Source organism: Pontiella agarivorans, from assembly GCF_034531395.1.
GTDB classification, from domain to species: Bacteria; Verrucomicrobiota; Kiritimatiellia; order Kiritimatiellales; family Pontiellaceae; genus Pontiella; species Pontiella agarivorans.
Genome location: NZ_JARVCO010000002.1, coordinates 230485 through 246981 on the forward strand (window position 1 = coordinate 230485; position 16497 = coordinate 246981).

The 16497-nt window shown below is 53.1% G+C and carries 18 protein-coding genes and 1 tRNA gene; 17 read left to right on the forward strand and 2 right to left on the reverse strand.

Features of this window, described 5'->3' with window-relative positions:
- Window positions 1–378: 378 nt before the first annotated feature.
- The 9 genes from P9H32_RS00835 (at window position 379) to lipB (ending at window position 7662) form a co-directional block, all read left to right on the forward strand.
- Window positions 379–1485, forward strand: coding sequence for a sodium ion-translocating decarboxylase subunit beta (locus P9H32_RS00835; protein WP_348534453.1), 1107 nt, complete (start codon window positions 379–381; stop codon window positions 1483–1485).
- Between the two features lie 124 nt (window positions 1486–1609).
- Entirely contained in the window at window positions 1610–3250 is a 1641-nt protein-coding gene (locus P9H32_RS00840) for a mucoidy inhibitor MuiA family protein (RefSeq protein WP_322606963.1), read from the forward strand.
- Entirely contained in the window at window positions 3250–4044 is a 795-nt protein-coding gene (gene dapF, locus P9H32_RS00845; protein ID WP_322606964.1) for a diaminopimelate epimerase, read from the forward strand. Before P9H32_RS00840 ends, dapF begins: the two co-directional genes overlap by 1 nt.
- Complete coding sequence (gene folK / locus P9H32_RS00850) at window positions 4028–4534, forward strand: 2-amino-4-hydroxy-6-hydroxymethyldihydropteridine diphosphokinase (protein ID WP_322606965.1); 507 nt, start codon at window positions 4028–4030, stop codon at window positions 4532–4534. The genes dapF and folK overlap by 17 nt, the downstream gene beginning before the upstream one ends.
- Before the next feature lie 55 nt (window positions 4535–4589).
- On the forward strand, window positions 4590–5381 hold the full coding sequence (gene panB, locus P9H32_RS00855; RefSeq protein ID WP_322606966.1) for a 3-methyl-2-oxobutanoate hydroxymethyltransferase: 792 nt from the start codon (window positions 4590–4592) through the stop codon (window positions 5379–5381).
- Window positions 5382–5462: 81 nt separating this feature from the next.
- The gene (gene panC / locus P9H32_RS00860) at window positions 5463–6308 is read left to right on the forward strand and encodes a pantoate--beta-alanine ligase (protein WP_322606967.1); all 846 of its coding nucleotides are present in this window, start codon (window positions 5463–5465) and stop codon (window positions 6306–6308) included.
- A 104-nt stretch (window positions 6309–6412) separates the two neighbouring features.
- A tRNA-Cys gene (locus P9H32_RS00865) sits at window positions 6413–6486 on the forward strand.
- Between the two features lie 39 nt (window positions 6487–6525).
- Window positions 6526–6909 (forward strand): glycine cleavage system protein GcvH, encoded by a 384-nt coding sequence (gcvH, locus tag P9H32_RS00870; RefSeq protein WP_322606968.1) that lies wholly within the window; start codon window positions 6526–6528, stop codon window positions 6907–6909.
- A gap of 57 nt (window positions 6910–6966) precedes the next feature.
- Window positions 6967–7662 carry a lipoyl(octanoyl) transferase LipB gene (lipB, locus tag P9H32_RS00875; RefSeq protein WP_322606969.1) on the forward strand — a complete coding sequence of 232 codons (696 nt, stop codon included), beginning with the start codon at window positions 6967–6969 and terminating at the stop codon, window positions 7660–7662.
- Here lipB and surE read toward each other — a convergent pair.
- Window positions 7659–8420 (reverse strand): 5'/3'-nucleotidase SurE, encoded by a 762-nt coding sequence (surE, locus tag P9H32_RS00880; RefSeq protein WP_322606970.1) that lies wholly within the window; start codon window positions 8418–8420, stop codon window positions 7659–7661. The genes lipB and surE overlap by 4 nt on opposite strands.
- Window positions 8421–8499: 79 nt before the next feature.
- On the opposite strand from surE, the gene P9H32_RS00885 reads away from it, so the two are divergent.
- From P9H32_RS00885 to P9H32_RS00895, 3 genes are all read left to right on the forward strand, one after another.
- Complete coding sequence (locus tag P9H32_RS00885; RefSeq protein WP_322606971.1) at window positions 8500–9228, forward strand: 16S rRNA (uracil(1498)-N(3))-methyltransferase; 729 nt, start codon at window positions 8500–8502, stop codon at window positions 9226–9228.
- Between the two features lie 78 nt (window positions 9229–9306).
- Entirely contained in the window at window positions 9307–9837 is a 531-nt protein-coding gene (locus P9H32_RS00890) for an ArsR/SmtB family transcription factor (RefSeq protein WP_322606972.1), read from the forward strand.
- Between the two features lie 40 nt (window positions 9838–9877).
- A complete protein-coding gene (locus P9H32_RS00895; protein WP_322606973.1) occupies window positions 9878–10327 on the forward strand; it encodes a phosphatidylglycerophosphatase A family protein in 450 nt (149 codons plus the stop codon).
- On the opposite strand, the gene P9H32_RS00900 is transcribed toward P9H32_RS00895, so the two are convergent.
- Entirely contained in the window at window positions 10324–11400 is a 1077-nt protein-coding gene (locus P9H32_RS00900; protein WP_322606974.1) for a tetratricopeptide repeat protein, read from the reverse strand. The two genes, P9H32_RS00895 and P9H32_RS00900, sit on opposite strands and share 4 nt — an antisense overlap.
- Window positions 11401–11627: 227 nt before the next feature.
- Between P9H32_RS00900 and aroC the strand changes: the two genes are divergently transcribed.
- The 5 genes from aroC to tatC are packed head-to-tail and all read left to right on the forward strand — an operon-like array spanning window position 11628 to window position 16496.
- Window positions 11628–12713 carry a chorismate synthase gene (gene aroC, locus P9H32_RS00905; RefSeq protein WP_322606975.1) on the forward strand — a complete coding sequence of 362 codons (1086 nt, stop codon included), beginning with the start codon at window positions 11628–11630 and terminating at the stop codon, window positions 12711–12713.
- Between the two features lie 16 nt (window positions 12714–12729).
- Entirely contained in the window at window positions 12730–14106 is a 1377-nt protein-coding gene (locus tag P9H32_RS00910) for an anaerobic sulfatase maturase (protein WP_322606976.1), read from the forward strand.
- 1 nt (window position 14107) lies between these two features.
- Complete coding sequence (locus P9H32_RS00915; protein WP_322606977.1) at window positions 14108–15019, forward strand: peptidylprolyl isomerase; 912 nt, start codon at window positions 14108–14110, stop codon at window positions 15017–15019.
- Window positions 15020–15460, forward strand: coding sequence for a Sec-independent protein translocase subunit TatA/TatB (locus P9H32_RS00920; protein WP_322606978.1), 441 nt, complete (start codon window positions 15020–15022; stop codon window positions 15458–15460).
- A complete protein-coding gene (tatC, locus tag P9H32_RS00925; RefSeq protein ID WP_322606979.1) occupies window positions 15444–16496 on the forward strand; it encodes a twin-arginine translocase subunit TatC in 1053 nt (350 codons plus the stop codon). The genes P9H32_RS00920 and tatC overlap by 17 nt, the downstream gene beginning before the upstream one ends.
- Window position 16497: the final 1 nt, after the last annotated feature.

Consider the following 16497-nt stretch of genomic DNA (forward strand, 5'->3'; position numbering starts at 1 on the left):
ATGAAGAAATTCATCACAATAGGGCTTCTCGTTGCCGCCGTTCTCGGCGGAGCCGCCCGGGTGCGGGCTGCAGATGAAGCGGCTGCACCGGCGGAAGCAGAGAAGACCGAGAAGGGGATTTCCATTGCCGAAGGTTTTATGGAACTCGGCAGGGAAACCGGAGTTTATCGTTTCTTTAATCCGCAGACGGCGGAGGAAAAGCACGATGCGTATGTTGCGGCACTGGAAAAGACGGTTGATGCGGAAATTGCCGCCGGCCATTTTCATGGGGCCTGGGAGCAGATCCATAAAGCACACGGTGTGGATCAGAAGCGGCTCGATCGGTTGGCGCAAGAAGTAGAGGACGCCGAAGCGGAGGGGTATCATGCGCCGGCTTCGCTGCCGCAGGGCGCGGGTCAGTTTATTATGATCATCGTGGGGCTGGTGTTGATTTTTCTGGCCATTAAGAAGGGCTTTGAGCCGCTGCTGCTGTTGCCAATTGGTTTCGGTGCCATTCTGACCAATATTCCGATGGCCGGAATTGCGGCGGGGCCGATGCCGGGGCAGCCGGGTGGTTTTCTGTATTATTTCTACACGGTAGGCGTGGAGTCGGGCGTTTTTCCGCTGCTCATCTTTATGGGGGTCGGCGCCATGACGGACTTCGGTCCGCTATTGGCCAATCCGAAGACCGCTCTGCTGGGTGCGGCGGCGCAGTTCGGGATCTTTATTGCGCTGTTGGGTGCCATGTGGCTCGGCGGTGCATTCGGAATGTTTACGCTGCAGGATTCGGCTGCCATTGGTATCATCGGTGGTGCAGACGGCCCGACGGCCATCTTTTTGGCTTCGCGTCTTTCGCCAAACCTGCTGGGGGCGATTGCTGTCGCGGCGTACTCTTATATGGCACTGGTACCGATTATTCAGCCGCCCATTATGCGGCTGCTGACCACCCCGGAAGAGCGTGCCATTGAAATGAAGCAGCTGCGTCATGTCACCAAAACGGAAAAGATTGTCTTCCCGCTGCTGGTGTTAATTCTCTGTCTGCTGTTGCTGCCTTCGGCGACACCGCTGATCGGTATGCTGATGCTCGGCAACCTGATGAAAGAGTGTAAGGTGGTGGATCGTCTTTCGGATACCGCGCAGAATTCATTGATCAATATTGTGACAATCATGCTCGGTCTGGCGGTCGGTTCTAAGCTGGCGGCTGAAAAGTTCCTGAACGTGCAGACGCTCGGCGTACTGGCTCTGGGGCTCATTGCTTTCTGTATCGGCACGGCGGCGGGAGTTCTGCTGGCGAAGCTGATGAATAAGCTGAGCAAAGAGCAGATCAACCCGCTGATCGGTTCGGCCGGTGTTTCCGCGGTGCCGATGGCGGCGCGTGTTTCCAATAAAGTGGGTCTTGAGGCGAATCCGCAGAACTTCCTGCTGATGCATGCCATGGGGCCGAATGTGGCCGGTGTGATCGGTTCTGCTGTGGCTGCGGGGGTGTTGCTCGCACTTTGCGGATAAACATCAATCAGTCATTGGAATAAGTCTGAAGGGTCGCCAAACGGCGGCCCTTTTTGGTTCCAGACTGCGGAGCTTTTGCGGTAGGCTTTTCCAATCATTGGAAAACTGAGGTGCAGGAGAGATTATGATGAATATATTGGCTGTTGCGGTGCTGGCTGTTTCTTCTCAGGTGACGGATGTCACCGTGTTCAACGATCGCGCGCTGGTGGTGCGTTCGGCAGAGGTGGAGCTGGAGCAGGGGATCTCTACGATCAGGTTTGATCATCTTCCGGAGGCCATTGATTCGCGCGGGATTCAGGTGACGGGCGCTGGAGATGCGGTGGTGCTCGATGTACGTTTCAAAACCGAAAATTATGAAGAGATTCCGGAAGAAGCCTGGAAAAAGCTTTCAGATGAAAAAGCGCGGCTGGAAAAAGAGGCGGATAGCGTCGGGCAGCAAATTGAGCGGTTTGAGGCATCGAAGGAATTTCTGAATGCCATCAGTAAAAAAGTGACTTCTGCGTCGGGAAAAGAGGAAGGGGCCGCTTCGCTCGATCCGGGCAGTTGGGAAAGCATGCTGGCGCTCTACAGCACCAAAAGCGAGGAGTATGACGAAGGCCGCCGCCTTGCCCGGGAAAAACTGGAAGGTATTCGGAAGGCTCTGGAAAAGGTGAATGCGGATATCCGCGATGCCGGGATGCATCAGCGGAAAACGCGACGTGTGGTGGAGGTGGATCTGGAAAGTGACCGGGCGGAAAATGCGGTGCTGCATCTTTCCTATATTGTGCGCGGGCCCCAATGGGTTCCGGCTTATGATATCCGGGTGGATACGGAAACGCGTGAGATGGAGGTAAACTATTTTGCGCTGGTTCGGCAGCGCACCGGCGAGGACTGGAGCGGTGTGGCACTGAAACTTTCGACGGCCAATCCCGGTCTCGGCGGTCAGCATCCGGAACTGGATCCATGGCGGATCAGTATGTCTTCTCCGCGTGCGGCAAAATCGCGGGCCTACAGTTTTTCCGCAAAAGCACTGCCGGACCTGGCCGGCAGCGCGGAGGTTTCGCTTGCGAACTCTTTCGGTTCGGATAGCGAGGTGAGCTCGTGGGCAGAAGCGCAGCCGGCTCCCATTAAACAGAGAATGTCTTCGGTATCGCGCAAGGGGGCATCGGTGGTTTTTGAAGTAAAAGGGCAAAGTGATATTGAATCGGACAATGTGGAGCATCGTGTGGCGGTGACCTCGGTGAAACTGCCTTCGGTCTTCCGTTATTCCTCGGTTCCGAAACTCAGTCCGTTGGCTTACCTGAAAGCGAATGCGGAAAATACAGGTGAGCATCCGTTTTTAGAGGGGAAAGCCAATGTGTTTCTTGATGGAAACTTTGTGACGTCCACTCAGATGGAGCTGGTGGCCCCGGGTGAGGAGTTCTGGGTTTTTCTCGGTGCGGATGAAAGTATGAAGGTGGAGCATAAGCTCATTAAAAAATATCAGAGTAAGGAAGGATTCGGCGGGAAAACGGTGCGGCATACGTATGAATATCTCATGACGGTGAAGAATACGCACAGTGTGCCTGAAGAAGTCATTGTATGGGATCAGCTTCCCATTTCCGGAAGTGAAGGGCTGGATGTGGAGTTGATCGAGCCGAAGTATTCTAAGGATACGGATGCATTGAAGATTGATGATGAGATGCGGATCAGCTGGTTTCGCACGCTTAAGCCGGGCGAAGAGTGGCAAATCCCTTTCAGTTTCCGTGTAGAGGCCCCGCGGGATATGAATATTTCGGGACTCTGATGAATATCTCTTTCCATAAAATGCATGGTGCCGGGAATGATTTTATCGTGATTGATGATTCCGGGCTTCGGTTTCCGCTGGATGATACGCCGTTTATTCAGAAGATGACTGCGCGCCGGACCGGCGTTGGCTGCGACGGAGTCCTGTTGATCCAGCCCTCGGAAACGGCGGATTTCCGGATGCGGTTTATTAATCCAGACGGCGGAGAGGTGGACATGTGCGGCAACGGGGCGCGCTGTATTGCTCGGCGGGCGTTTGATTTGGGTTTGGTGACAGAGGACATGACGATTGAAACCGGTGCTGGCAGGGTTGAGGCACAGGTGTTGGGTCGGCAGGTGCGGATTTGTTTAACTGAACCGAAAGATCTGAAGCTGGGATTGGATGCTGGACTGGAACGTCCGCTTGATTTTTTGAATACCGGTGTGGAGCACGCGGTGGACTGGGTGGATGATCCGTCGGAAATTGATGTTCAGGTTCTGGGAAAAAAAATCCGGGAACATCCGCTTTTCGGTTCGGGTGGAACCAATGCCAATTTTGCGAAGGTGGAAGCGGATGGGTCGATTATATTGCGTACTTATGAGCGCGGGGTTGAGGCGGAAACGCTGGCCTGTGGGACGGGTGCGGCGGCGGTTGGATTGATTGCCGCGGAGAAGGGTTGGGTCAGTTTGCCGGTTCCTGTGCATTGCGCCGGCGGGTATGATCTGGTAATTGATCTTTTTCGAAATAAGGCCACGCTGACCGGTGGGGCGGAATATGTTTTTGAAGGGACGGTCGAATATGGAGATCGGGTTTAGTCTGGGGTCCAATTTATATAATCGGAAAAGGTTGCTGATGCAGGCGAAGAATCTGCTGCTGTCGGCTCCGCGTACCACATTTTCGGCGCAGTCCCCGATTTACGAAACGACACCGGTGGATGTGAAGCCGGAGTATCAGGATATGGCGTATTTGAACTCCATTGTGGTGGTGGAGAGCGAACTTCCGCTGGCCAGCTGGCTTTCTTATATCGGGAAACTTGAGCATATGCTGGGACGTGAACGGAATATTGAGGATCGCAATGCGCCGCGCCCAATTGATGTGGATATTATTTATGCCGGCGACTCGATTATTGACAGCGGTGGGTTGGAGGTGCCGCATCCCCGTTGGGCCGAGCGCGAGTTTGTGGTGCGTCCGCTGGCGGATGTGCGTCCGGAGATGGTGCTGCCGGAAGCGAGTAAGTCGGTGGTGGAGATTCTGGCGTCGCTTGCGCCTGATGAAGGACTTCGCGTTTTTGATGAGCGCTGGTGAAATGATGTAGACGAAGCATACTGCATACTGCTTCGTTGCAATTTAGGAACTCAGGATGAAATGGACTGCCTCAAAACTCAGGGCCCTTAAGGGCGAACAGAAAATTGCCATGGTAACGGCCTACGATGCGCTGACCGGTGCGCTGGCGGATGATGCCGGTATTCCCGCTGTTCTGGTAGGCGATTCGCTGGGCATGACGGTGTTGGGTTATGATACGACGTTGCCGGTGAGTATGGATGAAATGGTGCATCATACGGCGGCGGTTTCGCGCGGGGTTCAGAATGCACTGGTGATTGCAGATATGCCTTTTATGTCGTATCAGCCTTCGCTGGCCGCGGGGCTGGAAAATGCCGGCCGCTTTTTGAAAGAAGCCCGAGCCGATGCGGTGAAAATCGAAGGCGGTGCGATTCGCGGCGAGCTGATTGAATCGCTGGTGAAAAACGGTATTCCGGTGCTTGGACATATCGGGCTGACGCCGCAGAGCATTAAGGAAATGGGCGGATATAAGGTTCAGGGAAAAACGTCTGAACAGGCGAGACAGCTGATGGATGATGCCATGGCGGTGGAGCAGGCCGGTGCGTTTGGACTCGTGCTGGAATGTGTGCCGGCGGAGCTGGGCGAAACCCTCTCGAAGGCGCTGACGATTCCGACCATTGGAATTGGTGCGGGGTCGGGATGCGATGGGCAGGTACTTGTGCTGACAGACCTGCTGGGTATGAGCGGGAAACCTGTCCCGAAGTTTGTGAAGCATTTTGCACATCTGCACGGTCAGATTATTGACGCCTTGCAGGCGTATAAGTCGGAAGTGGAGTCCGGAACCTTTCCTGCTGACGAAAATATCTATTAATTTTGCGGGCAATTGACCTTCATTGAACCGCTCTGATCCAGGGCGTATTCCTGAAGAGTTGTTCTGATGAGTGGGCTAAGTATGAAAATTATCGAATCTCCCAGGGAAATGCAGCAGACGGCGCTGGAGCTGAAGCGTGCCGGAAAAACGATTGGTTTTGTCCCTACCATGGGCTTCCTGCATGAAGGACACCTTTCTTTAATTGAGGCTGCGCGTTCACAGTGCGATGTGCTGGTGGTGAGCATCTTTGTGAATCCGGCGCAATTCGGACCGAACGAGGATCTTGATGCGTATCCGCGCGATTTTGAACGCGATGAAAGCCTCTGTGTGGAGGAGGGCGTGGATATCCTTTTTTATCCGGAGGGGGAGGGTATGTATGCCTCAGACGCCAGTTGCTGGGTGGATGAAACGAGGCTGAGCGTTGGGCTCTGCGGGGGATCAAGGCCGGGCCATTTCCGTGGCGTCTGCACGGTAGTGGCAAAGCTGTTTAATCTGGTGCAGCCGGACCGGGCGGTCTTCGGTGAAAAAGATGCCCAGCAGTTGCGGGTGATCGAACGGATGGTGAGGGACCTGAATTTTCCTGTAAAAATTATCCGCGGACCGATTGTGCGCGAGCCGGACGGATTGGCGATGAGTTCCCGGAACAGATATCTGAATGCGGAGCAACGTCGGCAGGCTCTTTGTTTGAAGCAGGCTCTTGATTTGGCGGAATCGCTGGTCGCTGAAGGCGACCGCAGTGTGGAGTCGATTCGACAGCAGATGCGTGTGCTGATCGGGACGGTGTCGGGGGCGGAAATTGACTATATTGAATTTGTTGATGACGTAACGATGGCCCCGGTTGAGGTTATCGAGTCCGAAACTCTGGTGGCGCTTGCGGTAAAAATCGGGGCGACACGCTTAATTGATAATATGGTTTTGAATCCGTAGTCCGCTACAGCGGAGACGGTTGCGATACCCGTTGTTTTTTTTAGTCATTTCTGTTTGAAAAGCATGAGCGCATCATTACATTGGTGTCCGCTTTTGAAACACAAGGTGCGGTAGCCAAGCGGTTAGGCAGTGGATTGCAAATCCATCTAGATCGGTTCGACTCCGATCCGCACCTCCATTTTTTCAGGTCCGCTTAATCGATAACCAGGAGAAGAAAATGTCGGTTCCACAAGATCTGTTCTACGCTAAATCCCATGAGTGGGTATCGCTTGAAGACGGCATTGCCACAGTCGGCATTACGGATTTCGCACAGAGCCAGCTTTCCGATCTGACTTTTGTTGAGCTTCCGGAAGTCGGGACCGTATTCGAGGCGGGTGATGAAGCTGCCGTGGTTGAATCCGTGAAAGCGGCTGCTGATGTTTATGCCCCGGTCGGCGGTGAAGTGGTTGAGGTAAACGGCGAGCTTGAAGACGCGCCGGAACTGATTAATAACGATTCGTTCGGTAAAGGCTGGATTTTCAAGATCAAGGTCAACGATGAATCGGAAGTTGATAATATGATGGATGCGGATTCCTATGAGGAACTCTGTCCGTCGGAATAATTTCTTCCGCGAATTTAAAATTCAGGGAGGACCGATGTCCTCCCTTTTTTGTTTTGTATGAAAGCGTGGTCTGTCAGTTTTAATGAGCCGGTTCCTTATCAGGAGGGGCTCGATTTGCAGCACCGTCTGTTGAAGGCGCGGCAGGAAGATCGGATTCCGGATACCGTTCTGATGTTACAGCATACACCAACGGTCACTCTTGGTAACCGCGGGCGTGACAATTATCTGCTTAAGACTGAAGAGGAGTACAAAGCATTGGGGATTGATCTGTTTCATGTGGAACGTGGCGGTGATGTCACTTTTCATGGTCCGGGGCAGTGGGTCATCTATCCGATTCTCTATCTCGGGGGCAACGAGGCTGATTCTCATGGCTACCTTTCAAATCTCGAAGAAATAGCGATCCGAACGCTGGGCGATTTTGGAATCAAAGGGTTTCGTCGTGAGGGCAAATCGGGAGCCTGGACTGATGCCGGTAAAGTTGCGGCCATCGGGTTTCGCTTAAAAAAATGGGTTTCTTTTCATGGCATGAGTTTCAATGTGTCGAATGATCTCATGGGCTTCGGCACCATTGTTCCTTGCGGTCTGGTGGGAGAACCGGTGGCTACGATGAAGACGCTGCTTGGCGAAGTTTGTCCTGAAATGGCGACTGTGCGCGATTCCATGCTCAATCATTTTTCCAAGGTCTGTAACCGGGAACTGGAGCGGTATGATGCGGATGACGCGCTTCCCGAAGAGCTAGGGATGTACTTTTAGAATTCCGTTTCCCATTTCCGGATGGCATCGAGTGCTTTATGTGCTGTTAAGTCGATGTGGATCGGGGTGAGGGATACATAGCCGGCTTCAATGAGTCGGATGTCCGTATCGGGATGTTCGTCCTGCAGTTCCAGTTCGCCATCGAGCCAGTAGTAAAGGTTGCCACGCGGATCGCGGTGTTCCGAGAATTTTTCAATAAAGCGCGATCGTCCCATTTTTCCGGCTTTTATGCCTTTAATGGCCTCAAACGGCAGATTCGGGATGTTGACGTTGAGCAGGGTGTCTTTCGGTAAAGGATTTTTCCGGACGTTGGAAATTACAAGCCGGGCCACTTTGGCGGCCGTTTCCCAGTTGGGGTTTTCCCAGGTGCACAGGGAGAGGGCGATGGCGGGGAAGCCGAGAACGACTGCTTCGCTGGCTGCGGATACCGTGCCGGAATAGAGTACGCTGATTCCGGTGTTGGGGCCGAGGTTGATGCCGCTTACCACGAGATCCGGAGGATCCTTTTTGTGAAGAAAGCTGCAGGCGAGTTTGATGCAGTCTGCAGGCGTTCCGTCAACGGCAATGCCGCTGAGTCCATTCTCCCGTTTAACCGGCAGGGTTCGGATGGGATCATAAATCGTGATGGCATGGCCGGTTGCGCTTCGTTCCGTATGCGGGGCAACGACGCGGAGTTCGTTTGTTTTGCAGAGTGCTTCATATAGAGCATTAATGCCTTCGGCGTGGATTCCATCGTCATTGCACAGCAGGATTTTCATTTTCTGATCATGCCGTTCAGGGAATAAAACATCAAGAATGGATGGTTGCATCAGCGCTTCGGAGCCGTATCCTGTCCTGATGAATCTTATTCTGCTCCATCCTGATGAAGTAAAAAATAACCGCACGGTGCTGACTGATGCGCGGGCGAAACATATCCGCAAGGTGTTGAAGGCTGCGCCCGGGAAATCGCTCCGGGTGGGGGTGGTAAACGGACCGTTGGGGCATGGTGTGGTGGAGCGTATAGATTCTGAAGATGTGGAACTGGTATGTTCATTTGAAAAAAGTTTGCCGGCCCGTCCGAAGGTCGATCTGTTGCTGGCGATGCCCCGTCCGAAAGTGCTTAAACGTTTGTGGGCGCAGTTCGCCGCGCTGGGCGTTGGAAAGATTGTGTTGCTGCGCGCCGGAAAGGTGGAGCGCTGCTATTTTGACAGTCATGTCATCGAGCCGGATTTTTATGTCAATCTGCTGCTGGAAGGGTTGCAGCAGGCCCGGTGTACGCATTTGCCGGAAGTGCAGATTGAGCCGTTGTTTAAACCCTATATCGAAGATCGGTTTGCAAACGATTTTTCCGAGCACTGGAAACTGCTTGCAGATCCTTCAGGTAAAAAGCGTATTCGCGATTTCCAATGTCCGGATGGTGCGCAGCGAACCGTCCTGGCCGTCGGTCCGGAAGGCGGTTGGACGGACTATGAACTGGAGATGTTGCGGGGGAAGGGGTTTGCGTTGCTCGGTATGGGGGATCGGATTCTTCGCACAGATACGGCTGTCGTAGGTTTGCTGTCGCTTCTTCATGAATGGGCGGAATGAGGTACACACCTGCGCAGGTGTGCATTTTTGGAAGGTGCACACTTGCGCAGGTGTGAGCGTACGCGTAACAATGTCCGTATGAGCGAAGATCTGATCTGGAGACAACTGCGGGTGTTGGCTAATCCGTTGCGAATCGAAATGCTGACTCTGCTCAGTACCGATTCGAAGTTGTATGTGCAGCGGATTGGAGAGTTGCTCGGCTGTGCAGAGGATATTGCGAGTAAGCATCTGCAGAGACTGGGAGATGGTGGATTTCTGCGTTCGTGGCGCAGAGGGCGATATCTCTATTATGGAATCAATACTGAGCATCCGCTGGTTGCAGCACTTCTTGAGGAGATCGATCGGCCGGAAGCGGATATCGGAACGATCCTTAAAAGTCTGACGGCATTTACCCATGAGCGGCGTATTCAAATCGTTCGCTCACTGATGACGGAACCGAAGTCTGTTGATGCACTCAGAGTGGAAACGGGTATTTCCGGAGATGCGCTGTTGCGGCATTTAAGAAAGCTTGAAGCGCGGGAAATGGTTTTTCACAGAGAGGGGTGCTGGTCGGTTGCTGTTCCGCGGAACCGCCTCAGACAGTGGCTCATGGAATATGTAACAGGTTAATAATGCGCACACCTGCGCAGGTGTGATTACAGGAGTGAAAATGAAAAATTTGATTAAGTGGATCGCAATTGGATTCGGGACGGGATTGAGTCCGGTGATGCCGGGAACGGTGGGAACATTGGTGGGATTGCCGATTGCGTGGTGGGTGATGCGGCTTCCGGAGATCGGAACGCAAGTGATCATCTGTGCCGTATTGAGTCTGCTCTCTATTCCGATCTGTGAAGTGGCGGAGAAGGTTATCGGCGGAAAAGATCCAGGGTGTATTGTGGCCGATGAGTATCTGACGCTGCCGATCACGGTGATCGGATTAACTGATCCCTGGGCCTTGTTGAGCGGCTTTGTGCTGCATCGAATATTTGATATTACAAAGCCGCCGCCGATTAAGCAGCTTCAGCACATTCACGGCGGCTTTGGTATTACGATTGATGACTTTCTGGCGGCCTTAATTGCGCTGGGGCTGAATCACGCTATTTTCTATTATTTCGGTTAGCGTTCTTCGATGCTGCGCATGAGCGCCTGATAGTCTTCATCGCCGCGAAGGCGGTCAAACTCTTCATCGTTCATGTAGTTGAGTGCCTGATTGGGGTCGGAAAGCTGAGCGGCACGCTGGAAGGCCGCAATGGCTTCTTTATTGTTTTCCCGGCGCATTTCAACACGGGCCAGAAGCTGATAGAGTGTAGCATCTTTTTTGATCTCTTCAGTAAGTGTATAAAGCTGTTCCGCCGCCAGATCCCAGTTGCCGATTTTTGTGAGGTACAGTGCAAAGCTATGGCGGGTGTTGCTGTCCTGCGGGCGAAGATCCAGGTATTTTTCATATGCACTGACGGCATCGGCCTCTTTGCCCATTTCCCGATATAGCATGGCCTGGTTTTTGAGCGCTTCCGGGTAGGCGGGGCGCAATTCGAGTGCCCGGATCAGATATTCTTCGCCTTTGTCGTAGGCTTTGGCTTCAATACAGGCGGCGCCTAGATTGTTCAGCACATCGAAGGTGAGATCGGCATCGGAAGCATCTTCAAGCAGTGCGAGGGCTTCGTCATATTTTTTCTGCTGGAAATAGGCCATGCCGAGCGGGACCCGCACGCCGTCGAGGTCCGGCAGAATTTCGAGGGCGTTTTCGTAATGCGTTGCAGCTTTGTTGAATTCACCGATTTCCATGGCCTGCTCAGCGAGGATGAGGTTGAAGGCCGCTTTTTTTACCCATGCAGAGTTGAAGGGGCGTTCTCCTTCACCGTTCCAGACTGGGTCGGCATAGTGGCTGGGAAAATCCATTACCCATTGGGATTCGGAGGGGAGGGAATAGCGCGGAATATATTCCTGGGTAATCGGTGCAGGGGCCTCGGCTTCGCTGATAATTTCCATGTATTCGCGGACCACGACAAAGACCAGGGCGACACCAAGGAGCAGTACTGCCGTGCCGAGTGCGAAACTGACCAGCTGGTGCCGCCGGATTTCGCGGTTTCGTTCTGCAATCATTTCCTGAGAGACCTGCGGCGTGTAGTCGTCCCGTTGTGTCGTATCGGTTGCGTATATATCCTGAAGGTGCTGGCGTTTTTCTGGTTCCATAATAAAGCGATATCCTTTTTGGCGTAGAGAGTGCGGATTGTCCATATCAGGCACGGTTTTGCAATTCAAATCGCGGTGCAGGTTATGTGGAAAAGGGTTGCGGGTGCAGAAGAATTTCTTGGTTTTTTCGTCCATTCCGGCGGCTGTTGGTGCTATAAACACGCGTTTTAAGCAACTTGAACCCAGCGGGAATCCAGGGATTGGAACCCGGTAGATAAGGAAAACCCATGTCGAGTACCTTCGGAACCCTGTATAAAGTGTCCACATTCGGTGAATCGCACGGAAAAGCGGTCGGAGCCATTGTTGACGGCTGTCCGGCGAATCTTGAACTGAGCGAAGCGGATATTCAGCCGCAGCTGACGCGTCGGCGCCCGGGCCAGAGCGCCATGACCACGGCTCGCGACGAAGCAGACAAAGTGATCATTCTTTCTGGCGTTGAAAACGGTAAAACGCTGGGCACTCCGATCGGTCTGATGGTGAACAATAAAGACCAGCGGCCCGGTGATTACGGTGAAATGAGTCAGGTGCCGCGTCCTTCGCACGCTGATTTCACCTATCAGATGAAATACGGGAATCGTGCCGCCAGCGGCGGCGGCCGTTCCAGCGCGCGGGAAACCATCGGCCGTGTTGCGGCCGGGGCCATTGCTGAAAAATGGTTGAAACAGCAGTTCAATACCGAAATTATTTCGTGGGTCAGTTCCGTGGGTGATATTGATGCCCGGGATATGAGTACGGAAAGTCTGACCCGTGAGCAGATTGATTCCAATATGATCCGCTGTCCCGATGAAGCGGCGGCGGAACAGATGATTGCGCTGGTGAAAAAAACCGCGGCGCGAAAAGATTCGGTGGGGGGCATTTTGACCTGCGTGGTCAGAAATATCCCGGCCGGGCTGGGTGAACCGGTTTTTGAACGGATGGAAGCCAGCCTGGCTCAGGCGATGCTTTCCATTCCGGCAACCAAAGGGTTTGAAATCGGTTCGGGATTTTCCGGTGCCCGTATGTTCGGCTCTGATCACAATGATCCGTTTGAGCTCAAGGCCGACGGGCGTCTCGGGACAACGACCAACTTCAGCGGAGGAGTGCAGGGCGGCATTTCCAATGGCGAACCGCTTGTTTTCCGAATTGCGTTCAAGCCGCCGGCCACAATCGGCAAGGCACAGGATACGGCAACGTTTGATGGAGAGGCAACGGTGCTTGAAGCCCGCGGCCGTCACGATCCCTGTGTGGTGCCGCGCGCGATTCCGATTGTTGAAACCATGACGGCGATTACGCTCATGGATTTTGTGTTGCGTCAGGCCTATCGTCAGGCGTAGTTCCGGAGTCTGGAAAATGTCCTCCTCTCGCTACAGTGCGTCCAGTTCGTTTCATGTGATGACCAAGCCGATCGGTCCGCTGTGTAATCTTGACTGCACATACTGTTTCTATCTGGAGAAGGAGAAACTCTTTCCCGGGGCGGAAAACTACAGGATGAGCGATGAGGTGCTGGACACCTATATCCGCAAATATATTCAGAGCCAGAATACGCCGGAAATCTCGTTTGCGTGGCAGGGGGGAGAGCCGACGTTGCTTGGACTCGACTTTTTCCGTAAAGCGGTGGCGATTCAACGGCGTTACGCCGGTGGACGTCCGGTACATAATGCCTTTCAGACCAACGGCACCAAGTTGGATGATGCGTGGTGTGCATTTTTTGCCCGGGAAAAATTTCTGGTGGGGCTGAGCATTGACGGGCCTGAGCATATTCATAACCGCTACCGTGTGAATAAAAACGGAAAAGGATCTTTTGCAGAAGTTTTCCAGGCGTTGGAACTGCTGAAAAAACATCGGGTGGAATTTAATACGCTCTCCTGCGTGACGCGTCAGAGTCCGGACGAAGCGGTCGAAATTTATGAGTTTCTGAAAGAGCAGGGCGTTACGTTTATGCAGTTTATTCCGATTGTGGAACGTGTGGGTGACCGCGCGGCTCATGATATTGGGCTGGGGTTGGCGGTTCCGCCGGATCCGGCGGCAGAGGAGCATTCAGAGGCGATGATGCCGTGGGCGGTGTCGCCGGAGGGTTTTGGACGTTTTCTCAGCCGTATTTTCGATGCGTGGGTGAAAAAGGATGTCGGCCGCGTTTTTGTGAATATGTTTGATGTTGCGTTGGGGGCCTGGTGCGGACTGGAACCGAATCTGTGTACTTTTTCGAAGCGGTGCGGGCAGGCGGTGGCGATGGAGCACGATGGCGGGGTGTATTCCTGCGACCATTATGTGTACCCGGATTATTATCTGGGTAATATTGCGGAGAAATCGCTGGAGGAGATGATTTATTCGCCGGAGCAACAGCAGTTCGGAAAAAATAAATCCGATACGCTTCCGGCGTATTGCAAGGCGTGTGCGTTTCTTTTTGCCTGTAACGGCGGCTGTCCGAAGCACCGTTTTGTGAAGGCGCCGGATGGTGAACCGGGGTTGAACTATCTGTGTGCAGGTTATAAAACGTTCTTCGAGCACATTGATCCTGTTATGAAGGATATGGCCGCGCTTGTCCAAAAAGGACGGCCGGCGGCAGACATAATAGATGTTGAAAAGCAGAAAATGACGGTTCCGGAGGTTGGAAAAACGCCGGACATCTCGGTCGCTGGGCAGGTTCCAAAGACTGGAACGGTGAAGCGAAATGATCTATGTCCGTGCGGTAGCGGAAAGAAATTTAAAAAGTGCTGTGGAAAGTAGTATGAGCGAAGAGAAGATAACGACCGAAGAAGCGAAGCCGGTTTTGGTGAATGGTGAAGAAGTCAGTGAAGGGCTGATTCAGCAGGAGCTGCAAATGCTGCGTGAGCGCTATTCGCAGGAAATGTCTTATACGGAAATGGACGAAAAAGCGGCGAAGATTGAGTCTGATGCCCGTGAAAACGCCGTGGAGCGGGTGCTGTTGATGCAGAAAGCGCGAGAGGAAATTGAGGAGCTGCGGCCCGAGGAGGTCGAAGCCCGTTTTCTGGCCCTGCAGGAGCAGCACGGCGGAAGTGATGAATTTAATAAGCGGTTTGAACTGACCGGGGACGATGTGAAAAAAATCAAGGACGATATCGCCGACGGTGTGCGCCTTGAAAAATATTTTGAAAAAATATGTGCGGGTGTGGAGCGCCCTGTGGAAGCGGATTCGCGTGCTTACTATGCCGCTCATGAGGAAAACTTCCGTATTCCGGAATCAGTGCATGCCGCTCATATTGTTCAGCATCCTTCGCCGGAGCTTCCGCTGGAGCGGGTGAATGCGGATCTGCTGAATGCGCTTGAGCGCCTGAAAAAGGGCGAGGACTTTGAAGCATTGGCCAAAGAGTTTTCGCATTGTGATGATGGTCAGCATGATCTGGGCTGGTTCGGACGCGGGCAGATGGTGCCGTCATTCGAAGAGGTGGCTTTTTCCACACCGGCCGGAGCATGCAGCGATATTTTTCAGACGGAATTCGGTTATCATATTCTGAAGGTATATGAGTACAAACCTGCGGAAACCCGGCCTTATGATGAGGTGCGGTATGATATTGAGAGCCTGCTGTATGATGAGCGTAAGAACGAAGCGATCGGTGCGGTGGCGGATGCGTTGCGGGCTGAAGCAAAAATTGAAAACCTGGTAATTGTTGAGGAATAAATGACAGCCGGTTTTTCACAACTTGGATTTATTGGACCGGGCGGACCGGAATTGATCGTGGTGATGCTGGTGCTGATCATGGTGTTTGGCGCCAAGGATGCCCCGAAAATCTTTCGCAAAATCAACGAATTTATGGCTTCGGTCAGGAATACGGCGGACAGTTTTAAACGTGAGATTATGTATGGCGATCTCCACGCCGATTCCGATACAGACGATGTGTCGTATGAGGACGATGATTACGACTATTCCGCCGATTATCATGACGAGGAATACGGCTATTCAGAAGAGGAGCAGGAGCGGGATTATTCCGATGAAACATTCCATAATCTGGAACATGATCTAGAGGATGCCGGTGTTGAAAAGAGGACGGTTGAGCCAGCTGGCGAAGCCGCGCCTGAAGTGCCGGAAGAAGGTGAGGTGGACGATGCTCGAAAAGCTTAAGTCACTCACCGGAAAATTCCGCTACGACGATTCAGAGATGCCGTTTCTTGAGCATCTTGAAGAATTTCGTCGGATGATCATTCGCGTGTTTGCGTCGCTTGCGGTGGGAATGTTGATTGTGCTTCCGTTTGCGGATCACCTGATCGGAGTGCTGCGGGCACCGGCTGAACCGTATATTATTAAGAATGCAGAAGAGGTGCTGAGCGAAGCTGCCGTGCAGCTGCGGATTCCGGTTGATGCGTTATCAACAAATACACTGTATACAGCCGAAGACGGTACCCGTTATTATGACGTCAAAGCCGAAGTCGCGCTTAATGAAGGGCAACAGGTTCATACCGGTGGTATTCGCCTCCAGTTTTCCGAACCGGCGGCGGCTATCAAAATGTGGCTGACGGTAACCTTTTTCGGTGGGTTGCTGCTGAGTCTTCCGTTTGTGGTCTTCTTTGTCGGCCTCTTCGTAATGCCGGGAATACGGGATGTGGAACGGAAGATGATGAGCCGTATCTCCATGTTTTCCGGGGGACTTTTTCTGGCTGGAATTTACATGGGCTATAAGGTGACGCTTCCTCTGGCGCTTGGGCTGATGTTGAAGATCGGAGGTCAGCTTGGCGGGGAATCCATCTGGTTCTATAACAAATACATCGGGTTTGCCCTGCAGCTGCTGCTGGCATTCGGTGTGGCGTTTCAGATGCCGGTGGTGATTTTGATTCTGGGGAAAATGGGACTGGTCAGTTCCAGCAGTCTGCGCGCCGGACGCCCGTATGTGATTGTCGGAATTTTTGTGCTGGCCATGATTCTGACTCCGCCGGATGTGGTGACTCAGATCCTGATGGCGGCGCCCTTGATTTTTCTGTATGAGTTCTGTGTATGGTTCCTCTATTTCAGTGGAAACCGTGATCTCCCGCCTCGTGAAGAGGAAACGGAGGAGAGCGTCGATGCGGAGCCTGAAACGGGAAGCCACGTTGCTGAAGAAACGCCGGTGGATGAGCCGGATGACGATGAAAACCAACCGAAGAAAGATTTAAGCAAGGAGTGAA

Coding starts and splice junctions, on each gene's coding strand:
- P9H32_RS00910 (WP_322606976.1), top strand. CDS start 12,730: ATGTCCTCCTCTCGCTACAGTGCGTCCAGTTCGTTTCATGTGATGACC.
- P9H32_RS00840 (WP_322606963.1), top strand. CDS start 1,610: ATGATGAATATATTGGCTGTTGCGGTGCTGGCTGTTTCTTCTCAGGTG.
- surE (WP_322606970.1), bottom strand. CDS start 8,420: ATGAAAATCCTGCTGTGCAATGACGATGGAATCCACGCCGAAGGCATT.
- P9H32_RS00895 (WP_322606973.1), top strand. CDS start 9,878: ATGAAAAATTTGATTAAGTGGATCGCAATTGGATTCGGGACGGGATTG.
- P9H32_RS00920 (WP_322606978.1), top strand. CDS start 15,020: ATGACAGCCGGTTTTTCACAACTTGGATTTATTGGACCGGGCGGACCG.
- lipB (WP_322606969.1), top strand. CDS start 6,967: ATGAAAGCGTGGTCTGTCAGTTTTAATGAGCCGGTTCCTTATCAGGAG.
- P9H32_RS00915 (WP_322606977.1), top strand. CDS start 14,108: ATGAGCGAAGAGAAGATAACGACCGAAGAAGCGAAGCCGGTTTTGGTG.
- dapF (WP_322606964.1), top strand. CDS start 3,250: ATGAATATCTCTTTCCATAAAATGCATGGTGCCGGGAATGATTTTATC.
- panC (WP_322606967.1), top strand. CDS start 5,463: ATGAAAATTATCGAATCTCCCAGGGAAATGCAGCAGACGGCGCTGGAG.
- gcvH (WP_322606968.1), top strand. CDS start 6,526: ATGTCGGTTCCACAAGATCTGTTCTACGCTAAATCCCATGAGTGGGTA.
- P9H32_RS00885 (WP_322606971.1), top strand. CDS start 8,500: ATGAATCTTATTCTGCTCCATCCTGATGAAGTAAAAAATAACCGCACG.
- panB (WP_322606966.1), top strand. CDS start 4,590: ATGAAATGGACTGCCTCAAAACTCAGGGCCCTTAAGGGCGAACAGAAA.
- P9H32_RS00890 (WP_322606972.1), top strand. CDS start 9,307: ATGAGCGAAGATCTGATCTGGAGACAACTGCGGGTGTTGGCTAATCCG.
- folK (WP_322606965.1), top strand. CDS start 4,028: ATGGAGATCGGGTTTAGTCTGGGGTCCAATTTATATAATCGGAAAAGG.
- tatC (WP_322606979.1), top strand. CDS start 15,444: ATGCTCGAAAAGCTTAAGTCACTCACCGGAAAATTCCGCTACGACGAT.
- P9H32_RS00900 (WP_322606974.1), bottom strand. CDS start 11,400: ATGGAACCAGAAAAACGCCAGCACCTTCAGGATATATACGCAACCGAT.
- aroC (WP_322606975.1), top strand. CDS start 11,628: ATGTCGAGTACCTTCGGAACCCTGTATAAAGTGTCCACATTCGGTGAA.